Source organism: Amphritea pacifica (assembly GCF_016924145.1).
GTDB classification, from domain to species: Bacteria; Pseudomonadota; Gammaproteobacteria; order Pseudomonadales; family Balneatricaceae; genus Amphritea; species Amphritea pacifica.
This window is the reverse complement of sequence record NZ_JAFFZO010000027.1, coordinates 33,130-45,351: the sequence shown is the minus strand read 5'-3', so window position 1 is coordinate 45,351 and position 12,222 is coordinate 33,130. Positions and strand designations below refer to the sequence as shown.

General features: G+C 53.2%; 9 protein-coding genes. 8 read left to right on the top strand and 1 reads right to left on the bottom strand.

Going from position 1 to position 12,222, the window contains the following annotated elements; genetic code table 11:
* Positions 1–154: 154 nt before the first annotated feature.
* From xdhA to guaD, 4 genes are read left to right on the top strand one after another with little or no spacing between them, the layout of a single operon-like run.
* Complete coding sequence (xdhA, locus tag JW499_RS15665; RefSeq protein ID WP_205211468.1) at positions 155–1,594, top strand: xanthine dehydrogenase small subunit; 1,440 nt, start codon at positions 155–157, stop codon at positions 1,592–1,594.
* Positions 1,587–3,980 carry a xanthine dehydrogenase molybdopterin binding subunit gene (gene xdhB / locus JW499_RS15660; protein ID WP_205211467.1) on the top strand — a complete coding sequence of 798 codons (2,394 nt, stop codon included), beginning with the start codon at positions 1,587–1,589 and terminating at the stop codon, positions 3,978–3,980. Before xdhA ends, xdhB begins: the two co-directional genes overlap by 8 nt.
* Before the next feature lie 24 nt (positions 3,981–4,004).
* Positions 4,005–4,841, top strand: a complete 837-nt coding sequence (xdhC, locus tag JW499_RS15655; RefSeq protein WP_205211466.1) for a xanthine dehydrogenase accessory protein XdhC — start codon at positions 4,005–4,007, stop codon at positions 4,839–4,841.
* 42 nt (positions 4,842–4,883) lie between these two features.
* Positions 4,884–6,194: a guanine deaminase gene (gene guaD, locus JW499_RS15650; protein ID WP_205211465.1), complete on the top strand. Its 1,311-nt coding sequence runs from the start codon at positions 4,884–4,886 to the stop codon at positions 6,192–6,194.
* A 138-nt stretch (positions 6,195–6,332) separates the two neighbouring features.
* Here the strand turns inward: guaD and JW499_RS15645 are convergent, their stop codons facing one another.
* The gene (locus JW499_RS15645) at positions 6,333–7,061 is read right to left on the bottom strand and encodes a GntR family transcriptional regulator (protein ID WP_205211464.1); all 729 of its coding nucleotides are present in this window, start codon (positions 7,059–7,061) and stop codon (positions 6,333–6,335) included.
* 463 nt (positions 7,062–7,524) lie between these two features.
* Between JW499_RS15645 and JW499_RS15640 the strand changes: the two genes are divergently transcribed.
* From JW499_RS15640 to JW499_RS15625, 4 genes are all read left to right on the top strand, one after another.
* Positions 7,525–8,943 (top strand): NCS2 family permease, encoded by a 1,419-nt coding sequence (locus tag JW499_RS15640; RefSeq protein ID WP_232846461.1) that lies wholly within the window; start codon positions 7,525–7,527, stop codon positions 8,941–8,943.
* Between the two features lie 85 nt (positions 8,944–9,028).
* Positions 9,029–9,643, top strand: a complete 615-nt coding sequence (locus JW499_RS15635; protein WP_205211462.1) for a LysE family translocator — start codon at positions 9,029–9,031, stop codon at positions 9,641–9,643.
* Between the two features lie 702 nt (positions 9,644–10,345).
* Entirely contained in the window at positions 10,346–11,134 is a 789-nt protein-coding gene (locus tag JW499_RS15630; protein ID WP_205211461.1) for an SDR family NAD(P)-dependent oxidoreductase, read from the top strand.
* Positions 11,135–11,226: 92 nt separating this feature from the next.
* Complete coding sequence (locus tag JW499_RS15625) at positions 11,227–12,186, top strand: ABC transporter substrate-binding protein (RefSeq protein WP_205211460.1); 960 nt, start codon at positions 11,227–11,229, stop codon at positions 12,184–12,186.
* Positions 12,187–12,222: the final 36 nt, after the last annotated feature.

Genomic DNA, 12,222 nt, shown 5'->3' with positions numbered 1-12,222 from the left:
TTATTCAAACCAACAGGCAAATACCATATGCAAAACCGTTGGATTGCAGATCAGTGAGCTGCAAATAAGTTGACTTAAAAGTCAGGTTTTAATTTAATGGCTTAAATCCGAACTAAACTCCATAAAGATAAAACCTAAAAACAGGAGGTCCACCTTGATCAGGTTCTTACTCAACAGGGAACTGCGGGTCGAGCAGCAGCTAGACCCCAATATGACGGTACTCAACTACCTGCGTTCCGAATCCGGCAGGACGGGCACTAAAGAGGGTTGTGCATCAGGCGACTGTGGCGCCTGCACCGTGGTAGTGGGGGAGCTGGATGGCGACCGTATCCGCTATAAAAGCCTCAACTCCTGTCTGACCTTTGTTTCCGCCCTGAACGGTAAGCAACTGATAACCGTTGAGGACCTCAAGCAGGGATCTGCGCTACATCCGGCGCAACAGGCGATGGTCGACTGCCACGGCAGTCAGTGTGGTTTCTGTACCCCGGGCATCGTTATGTCGATGTTCGCGCTGGGCAAGAATATCACCCATCCTGACAAAGAGGAGATCAATGAAGCACTGGCGGGCAACCTGTGTCGCTGCACCGGTTACCGGCCGATCATAGAGGCCGCTGCAAAGATGTATGTGGATGCCACACCTGACAGTTTCAGCACGGAACAGGATGCCACAGTTGCCAGACTGCGGGAGATACAACCCACGCAACAAGCCGAACTGAGTGATGGCACTAAACGATCCTTTAACCCGACCACGGTGGCAGAGCTGTCAAACCTGTTAGAGCAGTATCCCGATGCCCGGCTGCTGGCTGGCGGCACCGATCTGGCCCTCGAAGTTACCCAGTTTCACCGGGCAATAGAGACGCTGATCTATATTGGTGATATCGCCGGGCTGAAACAGATCAGTGTCAGCGATGAACAGATCGAGCTGGGTGCCGGCGCCTCTCTGAGCAGTTGCTACCACGTCCTGAATAACGATTACCCCGACTTTGGTGCCCTGCTGCACCGCTTTGCTTCGCTGCAGATCCGCAATCAGGGCACCCTGGGGGGCAATATCGGTAACGCATCGCCGATTGGCGATTCCCCCCCGGCGCTGATCGCGCTGGACGCAAAACTGGTACTGAGAAAGGGTAACGCAGTTCGCACCATCGATCTGCAGGACTACTTCATCGACTATAAGGTCACCGACCAGCAACCGGGTGAATTTATCGAAAAAGTGATCGTCCCCCGGGCGGCAGACAATGGCGTGTTCCGCAGCTATAAGATTTCCAAACGAATCGACGACGATATATCTGCTGTGCTGGGTTGCTTTAACCTGAAAATCAGCAACGGCATCATTGAATCAGCCCGCATCGCATTTGGTGGTATGGCGGCAATTCCGAAGCGTGCCAGCCTCTGCGAGCAGGCGTTGACAGGCGCTCCCTGGACGATGGCAACGATCGAACAGGCCAAACAAGCACTGCAACAGGATTTCAGTCCGATCTCAGATTTCCGTGCCTCGAAGGAGTATCGCATGCAGGTCGCTGGCAACATGCTGACCCGCTACTTTGTTGAGATCGAATCCCCAGAAGTTGAAACACGGGTAACTGCATATGTCTGATCATAAGAAAAAAGCCAGCTATGAAGAGATGCTGGAACTGACGAAACAGGATCTGAATACCGGCGTTGGCCGCAGCGTCAAACATGAAAGCGCGGCAAAGCAGGTCAGCGGTGAAGCGATCTATGTCGATGACCGGCTTGAGTTCCCCAATCAGCTGCATATCTATGCGCGGATGTCTGAAAAGGCCCATGCCCGGATCACCCGCATCGACACCAGCCCCTGCTATGAATTTCCAGGGGTTGCCATTGCGATCACCGCTGAGGATATCCCCGGTATAAAAGATATCGGCGCCCTGAAACCCGGGGACCCTCTGCTGGTTGAAGATCGGGTGGAGTATTACGGTCAGCCGCTGCTGGCGGTAGCCGCCAATGACCACGAAACCGCCCGCAAAGCAGCGATGGCTGCCATTGTTGAGTATGAAGAGCTGGAACCGGTGCTGTCGGTTGAACAGGCTCTGCGAAACAACCACTTTGTCAGCGATCCGCACACCCATCAACGGGGAGATTCTGCCGCTGCGCTGGCCTCTGCACAACACCGTATCTCCGGCAGCGTGCATATCGGAGGTCAGGAACATTTCTATCTGGAAACCCAGATATCCTCAGTTGTGCCCACCGAAGATGGCGGCATGATCGTCTACTCCTCCACCCAGAACCCCACAGAGGTTCAGAAACTGGTGGCTGAGGTACTCGATATTCCCTTTAACAAGGTGCAGATCGATATGCGCCGCATGGGCGGCGGCTTTGGTGGTAAAGAGACTCAGGCGGCGGGACCTGCCTGCATCGCCGCCGTGGTGGCTAAGCTCACCGGTCGCCCGGCCAAGATGCGCCTGCCCCGTATGGAAGATATGATGATGACCGGTAAACGTCATCCCTTCTTCAACCAGTATGACGTTGGCTTTGACGACAACGGTATGATCACCGGCTGCGAAATGAAGCTGGCGGGCAACTGCGGTAACTCCCCCGACCTGTCCGACTCAATTGTCGACCGGGCGATGTTCCACAGCGATAACAGTTATTATCTGGGTGATGCCACTATCACCGGTTATCGCTGCAAAACCAACACCGCATCGAATACCGCCTATCGCGGCTTTGGTGGCCCACAGGGGCTGATCATGCCGGAAATCATTCTCGATGAGATCGCCCGCACACTGGGAAAAGACCCGCTGGAGGTACGCAAGCTTAACCTCTATGGCGATGAGGGCCGCGACACCACCCACTACTACCAGAAGGTGGAGGATAATGTGCTGCCCGAAATGCTTGCCGATCTTGAGCAGAGCAGCGATTACCATCAGCGGCGCCGGGAGATTAAGGCATACAATGCCAGCAGTCCATTCCTGAAAAAGGGGCTGGCGCTGACACCGGTCAAATTTGGCATCTCCTTCACGGCCACCTTCCTCAACCAGGCCGGTGCCCTGATCCATATCTACACCGATGGCAGTATCCACCTCAATCACGGGGGTACCGAGATGGGACAGGGGCTGAACACCAAGGTTGCACAGATCGTCGCAGAAGAGTTCCAGGTGGACTTTAACAACATTCAGATCACCGCCACCAATACTGAGAAGGTGCCCAACACCTCACCGACAGCCGCCTCATCCGGCGCCGACCTGAACGGTAAAGCTGCGCAGAACGCGGCCCGTACCATCAAACAGCGCCTGGTAGAGTTTGCCGCCCGTCACTTTAACGTGACCGAAGAGGATGTTGAGTTTCACAATAACCATGTGCTGATCCGGGATCAGCTGATGCCCTTTGCCGACTTTATTCAGCTGGCCTATTTTAATCAGATCTCGCTCTCCAGCACCGGTTTCTATCGCACACCTAAGATATTCTATGACCGGGAAAAAGCCAGAGGTCGTCCTTTCTACTATTTTGCCTATGGCGCGGCTTGCAGCGAAGTGGTGATCGATACCCTCACCGGTGAATACAAAATTCTGCGGGTTGATATCCTTCACGATGTAGGTGCATCGCTGAACCCGGCCATCGATATTGGTCAGGTTGAAGGGGCGTTCGTGCAGGGTGCCGGCTGGCTGACAACAGAGGAACTGGTGTGGAATGATCAGGGGCGTCTGATGACCTCAGGCCCGGCCGGATACAAAATTCCTGCGATCACCGATATGCCGATCGATTTCCGTGTCCGACTGGTTGAAAACCGTAAAAACCGCGAAGACACTGTATTCCACTCTAAAGCGGTGGGAGAACCCCCCTTTATGCTGGGGATCTCGGTATTCTGCGCCATTAAAGACGCCATCGCCAGCATTGGGGATTATCGCAGCAGCCCGGCACTGGATGCACCGGCAACTCCCGAACGGGTGCTCTGGGCGGTCCAGGATATGCAGCAGCGACAAACGCAGCATAACCCGGCCCCGGCGGCTGAGATAACCACCTGAAGCGAAAATCGCAGGAGCCTTGCCATGAACACAGCATGGATCAGAGCACTAAGTCAGATTGAAGCCGATGCCACTCCGGCGGTTATCATCACGGTGGTGGAGGAGCGCGGGTCAACCCCGCGCAACGCCGGCGCCAAGATGATCGTCAGCGAAGCACAGCAGTTTGACACCATCGGCGGTGGACATCTGGAGTATAAGGCGATCAAAATCGCCCGTCAGCTACTGCAGGAACAACAGACCCAACCGAGGCTGGAACGCTTCTCTCTGGGGGCCAGTCTGGGGCAGTGCTGCGGCGGCGCCACAACACTGCTGTTTGAGCCGATGAACACTGATATAGTCAAACTCACCCTGTTCGGTGCCGGTCATGTTGGCCGGGCGCTGATACCGATACTGGCCAGCCTGCCCTGCAAAATCCGCTGGGTCGATGCCCGTGAGGATGAGTTTCCGGCCAGCATCCCTGAAGGAGTGGAGAAAGTGGTCAACGAGTTCCCGGTGGATGAAGTCGGGAAGCAGCCTGCGGGCAGTTACTTTATCGTCATGACCCACAACCACCAGCTGGATCAGGAACTCACTGAAGCGATACTGAAGCGAAATGACTTCAGCTACTTTGGACTGATCGGCTCGCAAACCAAACGCAACAAGTTTATCCACCGGCTGCAGGCAAAAGGTTTCAGCAGCGAACAGATCGGTCGGATGACCTGCCCAATGGGTATTGCCGAGGTCAAAGGCAAGCTGCCCGCCGAGATCGCTGTATCGGTGGCCGGAGAGATCATCGCCCACTATAACGCTGGATTCAACAGCGGACATAACGCGACAACCACGACGTCAGCAACCGCTGTGGTTGATCGTCTGGCCATCTGAACCGGCCAGCAAATGATAAATGATGTACAACAGAGAACCCGCATGACACAAAACACCGCAATCGCTTACCGTGCCGCTATGCTGGACAGCCTGGGCGACCCCGCCGAGATCGGTTTAACCGACTGCATCCGCTATTTTGAAGATGGCCTGATGCTGGTTGAGAACGGTAAAATCAGCGCACTGGGAAACGCCCCGGACCTGTTACCACAGCTACCGCAGGGCTGTGAAATCAAGCATTACCCAAATGCACTGATCACCCCGGGGTTTATCGACACCCACATCCATTATCCACAAACGGGCATGATCGCCTCCTACGGCGAGCAGTTACTGGACTGGCTGGAAAACTACACCTTCCCGGCTGAACAACAGTTTGCCGACCGTCAGCATGCTGACGAGGTCGCTGATATCTTCCTGACCGAATTACTTCGAAACGGTACTACCACTGCACTGGTATTTGGCACTGTGCACCCGGAATCAGTTGACGCCCTCTTCAGCAAAGCGGAGCAGCGCAACCTGCGTATGATTGCCGGTAAGGTGATGATGGATCGCAACGCCCCTGAAGCGCTCACCGATACCCCTCGCGGCAGCTACGAAGAGAGTAAAGCGCTGATCGAACGCTGGCATGGTAAAGGCCGCCTGCACTATGCGGTCACCCCCCGTTTTGCCCCCACCAGCTCAGCGGAGCAGCTGGACCTGGCCGGCCAGTTACTCAAGGAGTATGACGGCCTCTATATGCACACCCACCTGTCGGAAAACAGGAGTGAGATCGAGTGGGTTAAAGAGCTGTTCCCGCAACAAAACGGCTATCTTGATGTATATGATCACCACCAGCTACTGGGTGAGCGCTCGGTATTTGCCCATGGCGTGTATCTGTGTGATGAGGAGTGTGCGCGTCTCAGTGAAACCGGCTCAGCCATCGCATTCTGCCCCACCTCCAACCTGTTCCTCGGCAGCGGGCTGTTTAACCTGCCCCAGACAGAGCAGCACAGAGTCAAAGTGGGGCTGGGTACCGATGTCGGTGCCGGCACCAGCTTCTCGATCCTGCAAACCCTCAATGAGGCCTATAAGGTGATGCAGTTGCAGGGCGTCAGACTACATCCGTACAAGTCCTTCTACCTTGCCACACTGGGCGGCGCCCGGGCGCTGCAGCTGGATCATCAGATCGGTAACCTGGAACCCGGCAGTGAAGCCGACTTTGTGGTGCTGGACTATCAGGCCACACCGCTGCTGAGCTACCGTATGGCACAGACCAGATCGATTGAAGAACGTCTGTTTGTGATGATGACGCTGGGGGATGACCGGATGATCAAACATACCTTCGCCATGGGAGAGCCGGTATATAACCGAGACTAAACACTGCCGTTGAGAATAAAAAAGGCTGATTCGAAAAAGATCAGCCTTTTTTACATTCTGCGGTTAACCCCATGCCCGCTGTAGCAAAGCGTTAACAATACTTAACCGCAGAGCTCGACAAGCGTGAGAAACCAGCAATCATCTCGGATTACGTACATGGGAGAAGATCGCCTTCAGATCATCGGTAGCGATCTCATCATCCAGACTCAGCTTCTCCTCAATATGATCCAGATGATGCATCATCAGGCTTACCGCCCGGGGCTTGTCTTTCCCGGCAATGGCATCGATCAGCTCAAAGTGCTCATCATAGGAACAGTGAGACTTTGCGCCACTTTCATACTGGGCAATAATCAGTGAACAGAGCGACACCAGACTGCGCTGAAAACTCAGCAGCGGTGGATTATTTGCAATCTCTGCCAGCAACAGATGAAACTCGCCGGACAACCGGATACCCGCGCCCCGGTCACCACGATCAAAGCAGGCCTGCTCATCCCGCACCATCTGTCTCAGTTGCTCCAACTGTTTCTTCTGGGCATTATCACACACCAGCTCCATAACCGCCTTCTCGACCACCCGGCGGGCAAACACGATCTGCCGGGCCTCTTCGATGCTCGGACAAGCCACCACGGCACCACGGTTAGGCCTTAAAACCACCACCTGCTCATATCCCAGGCGAGATAGCGCACGACGAATAATGGTGCGGCTGACACCAAAGATTTCACCCAATGATTCCTCATTCAGCTTAGTGCCGGGAGAGAGGCGCTGTTCCAGAATCGCATCAAAGATATGTGCGTAGACAATATCATCCTGGGTCTTTTTACCGTCCCTTTTGGTATCACTCTTTTTTAGCTCAGATATCTGACTCATTTAAGCCTCATTAACTCCGGGTTAGCGGTCAAAAGCAGATCGAAAAACAGCCATAACGTTTTGATCATAAACGTGATTCGATAGTACACAAAAGTGGTTATTTTGTACACATAATCAATTTTATGCTTCCCTCAACCTCATCGCATCAGGGTCTGTTCAGACAGGCTGATTCAACCTCTGTTCCAGCGGTTTCTCTGCTACGTTCGATACCCGGCTGACAAAACAATTTCATATAATAAAACTAGCAGAATCCAAAAACCTGACTTTTAGGTTGACTTTTTTGTATACAATTATAGCATGAATACAAGCACAATATTACTCAGGACGCGTTATATTTCCAGGGAATGAAACACAACAACCCGGCAGCTACCCCTTCCGTTGACTGCCTCCATAAAAATAAAATGGGTGACACCCCAAATCAGGAGTTAAAGTTGTGGAAAACATACAACTCGATACCGCCACGATGGATTCACCGTCGGCGTCGCAAAAGCGCACGTTTCTGGACCGTTTTTTTAAACTCAGCGAACATAAAACCAATCTTCGGACAGAGATGATCGCAGGCCTGACCACCTTCGTCACCATGTCCTATATTATGTTTCTTAACCCCATCATCATGTCGAAAACAGGCATGCCGTTTGATGGTCTGTTTCTCGCCACCTGTATCGGTGCGGCGATTGCGACTATTTTTATGGGGCTTTATGCCAACTGGCCTATTGGTCTGGCACCGGGCATGGGCCTGAACGCCTTCTTTACCTTTACCGTTGTGCTGGAGATGAACTACAGCTGGCAGATCGCCCTGGGGGCGGTATTCCTCTCCGGGGTGCTGTTCGTGCTGATGAGTATCACCCGTTTAAGAGAGTGGATGCTGGAAAGTATTCCCCTGAGTCTGCGTCTGGCAATGACCGCCGGTGTGGGGCTGTTCCTCGGCTTTATCGGCCTGCGCTTTACCGGCCTGATTGTGCCCAACTCCGACAATGTGGTCGCCCTGGCAGACCTGACCCACTTCGGCTTTGGTCCCTTCGGTCCGGAAGCCCCCGCGCTGGGACTGCTGAGCTTTCTGCTTATATGTATCCTCAGCTATCGCCGTGTCTTCGGTTCAGTCATTATAGGTATCGCCATTACCACTGCGATCGCCTTCCTGATGTCGGCAGTACTTCCCCATGAATTTTTCAGTGTGACCTCAGACAGAGCACCCGCCTCTGGCTTTATGGCCTGGCCTGAAAACGGCCTGATCGCGGTACCCAACTTTAGTGATCTCGGACCGGTCTTTATGCAGCTGGATATTATCGGCGCGTTGGATGTCGCGTTGATTCCGGTGATTATCACCTTCCTGTTCGTGAATATCTTTGATACCGCCGGCACCCTGATGGGGGTTGCTCAGCGAGCCAACCTGCAGGATGAAAACGGTAAAATCGAGGGGCTGGACAAATCGCTGAAAGCCGACTCTATCTCTTCGGTTATCGGTACCGCGTTTGGCTGCCCTCCGGTCACCTCCTATGTTGAGTCTGCAGCAGGGGTTGCCGCCGGTGGCCGTACCGGTCTCACCGCTGTGGTGATCGGTATCCTGTTCCTGCTGGGGCTGTTCCTGCTGCCGCTGGCGCAGATGCTGCCAGGCTTTGCGGTGGATGGTGCTCTGATCTATGTCGCGATGCTGATGATGGGCTCACTGGCCAGTATCGACTGGGATGACCTGACCGAATTTGCCCCCGCGCTGATGACCACCATCATGATGCCACTGACCTTCTCCATTGCTAATGGCATCGCCATCGGTTTTGTCACCTACACCTTTATGAAAGTGGCGACCGGTAAGGCATCCAGCATCTCCACCGGAGTCTGGGCACTGACCGCGATATTCGTTGCAAAGTTTATCTTCCTGCCATAAAGTGCGCTTAATTTTTGATCAGCTTTAACCGGCCCTCCCTTCTCAGGAAGGGCCTTTTCTTGACTCAATAACCTAAGAGAAACAGATGACCCTGGACACCTGGCTACTTTACTGTTCTGCCGCCCTGCTGGTAATCCTGATCCCCGGCCCGCTATCGCTACTGATGATGGCCAACAGTCTGAATTTTGGCATCCGCCGCAGCTATCCGGCATTTTTAGGCGGTGTCAGTGCCTCCCTGATTCTACTGATCGCCTCGGCCACCGGACTGGGGGCATTGCTACTGGCCTCAGAGCAACTGTTTACCCTGCTACGTTATTGCGGTGCCGCCTACCTGATCTGGCTGGGTTACCGCGCCTGGCGTGATGCCGGTCAGACAAGCGGCAAGAATGAAACGGCGAGTAACAGTGGTCGCGGAGTGATGTTCCGGCGGGCATTTACGCTGGGTATCAGTAACCCCAAGGATATTCTCTTCTTTGTTGCCTTTCTGCCGCAGTTTATGACTCAGGAAAGTCCACTACTGACCCAGCTACTGATTATGTCGATCAGTTGGTGTGTCCTCGATCTGATCAGCAAACTGGGATACGGCCTGGCCGCCCGGGTGCTGGCACCGGCCCTGAAAAAGCAGCGCAATATCCGCCGCTTTAACCGCGTCTGTGGCGGGCTGTTTATCAGCGCAGGAAGTCTGGTGTTTATCCGCTAGCCGGAATGTATGTTTACCACAGATACCAAGAACACCAAGAACATCAAGAACACCAAGAACACCAAGAACACCAAGAACACCAAGAACACCAAGAACACCAAGAACACCAAGAACACCAAGAACACCAAGAACACCAAGAACACCGATAGGATTATATATTATCCTGGTGTACAAACAGGTTAATTCACCCCTCTATTCAGAGGGCTTGTTCTGTACTGTGTTGCCCCACCGGTTTTACATGAGATCCAAGAAAAACACAATGTCACACACGTTACTCCTGACTGATCCGTTATTTACCTGAGAAATCACCGGGACTTATCCGGCGGCGTAGTGTTGATTTGGTACTCTTCGCGTCCCCCCCTGTACATAACAGTATGGCAGTCTCCAATTCCGTCAGATGATGTGCAGATCTGACAATCTGATTCTAAAGCCCTATGGCTGCGGCCCATATTCCGACGAAGGCTGCTGCCGGGTGAATGTTAAAGAGACTGACTTCTGCAGACTTAACGACGCGTCATTCGCCAAATACCTCTGAAGACAAACCGATGTCTGCCACCCACCGCCGAGAAAACAGCTACTAAACCCAGCGCTGGATCGGTGAAAAAACATCCACTTTTTACTCTTCATGTGTTGACACTCTCTCCCGACAAGCGTATTGGTATATAGAACAGACCATTAAACCAATACAGCGAGAATGGGGAAATGAGCATAAATAACAATAAAACAGGTCGCCTGGCTGGAAAAACTGCGGTCATCACTGGCGGTGCCAGCGGAATTGGTCGCGCTGCATCACTACTGTTTGCTGAAGAAGGAGCACGGGTTGCAATTTTGGACATTCAGAAAGAAGCCGGCAGCAATACCGCCGAAGAGATCCGGAAGATGGGTGGTGACGCGCTGTTTGTACATTGCGATGTGTCAAACGCTCAGTCCGTCGACCAGGCATTCGCGGCCGTTCTCGAAGTGTATGGCGTGGTGGATACCTTGTTTAACCACGCAGGTACTATCATCGTCAAACCATTGCATGAATCCACGGAAGCCGATTATGACAGGCTGATGGACATCAATGTGAAATCTGCTTTCCTTGTCTGCCGCCGTATCGTACCGCACATGGTTGAAAATGGTGGCGGATCCATCGTTATAACCTCGTCCATTGGAGGTGAGAAAGGCTTTGCCCTGGAGTCTCTATATTGCATGTCCAAAGGGGCTGTCCTGCAGCTGGCACGCTCAATTGCCATTGAGTATCGCGACGCCGGCATTCGCTGCAATGCCGTTTGCCCGGGCTTTGTCAAAACCGCACACGGTCTGCGCGAAATTGATGAATTAGACGATTTGGGCCAAAACTGGGATTCCTCAGAACTGGAGATGGCTCAGGTTCGAATCTGCGAAGCCGAAGAGGTCGCTTCAGCGGCGCTTTATCTGGCCAGCAATGATGCCAGTTTCGTAAACGGAACGGCACTTTATGTGGATAACGGCTGGTATGCCAAAGGCTGACCCCTGCGGTACGGCTCATTTATACACACAGCATTAATGATCTCGAAACAGACGCAACATCACAAAAAATCCAATAAGTGGAGTCTACGAACATGAAAAAGCTAATCGCCTCAATTGTTTCAAGTGCAGTTATCCTGAGTGTTTCTCAGGGGGCACAAGCATTCACACCCGAATCGAAACAACCGATCAAATTAATGGTGGCGGACTGGACCTCCATGCTGATCAACACTGAAATTATGAATATTATTCTGTCCACCTACGGCTATAATGTTGAGAAAGTCATCGCCGACGACTCAGCGCGCTACCCGGGTTTTGAATACGGCGATTTGCACATTGCCCTGGAAACCTGGCAGACCACTCAGGAAGCAGCACTGGCTAGCTCAATCAAAACCGGCAAGGTGCTCGATCTGGGTGAAACCGGTATGCACGCGAAAGAGGACTGGTGGTATCCACTATATATGAAAGAACGCTGTCCGGGCTTACCCGAGTGGAAAGCGTTGCAGGACTGCGCGGCGGCGTTTGCCACTGCAGACACTGCACCAAAAGGCCGCTACCTGAGTGCTCCGGTCAGCTGGGGCGGTAACGATGAAGAGCGTGTCGCGGCGCTGGATCTGCCCTTTGAAGTGGTGCATGCCGGAACTGACGCGGGTTTAACCGCCGAGCTGAAAGCCGCGTATGAGAGAAAAGCACCAATTATTCTGTGGGTGTATGAACCAAACTGGGTTTCAAAAGCGTTCGAAGGTGAATTTGTAAAATTCCCGGCCAACACACCTGAATGCACCAGCGACGCCTCCTGGGGACCAAATAAAGACGCCACCTATGATTGCGGCAAACCCGAAGGCTGGATCAAGAAAATGGGCTGGGCCGAAGGCGAGACAATCTGGCCATGCGCATACGATATGGTTCGTAACTTCAAGATGGACAATGCCACTATCAGCGATCTGGTGTATCAGGTTGATGTCGAGGGCAAAGAGGTCGAAGACGTCGCCATGCAGTGGGCCAGAGACAACGAGAAAACCTGGCGTAGCTGGGCGAGCTGCGCGGCTAATTAAGCCTGTATTCTCGTTACTGTAATGCCATCTTCCAAT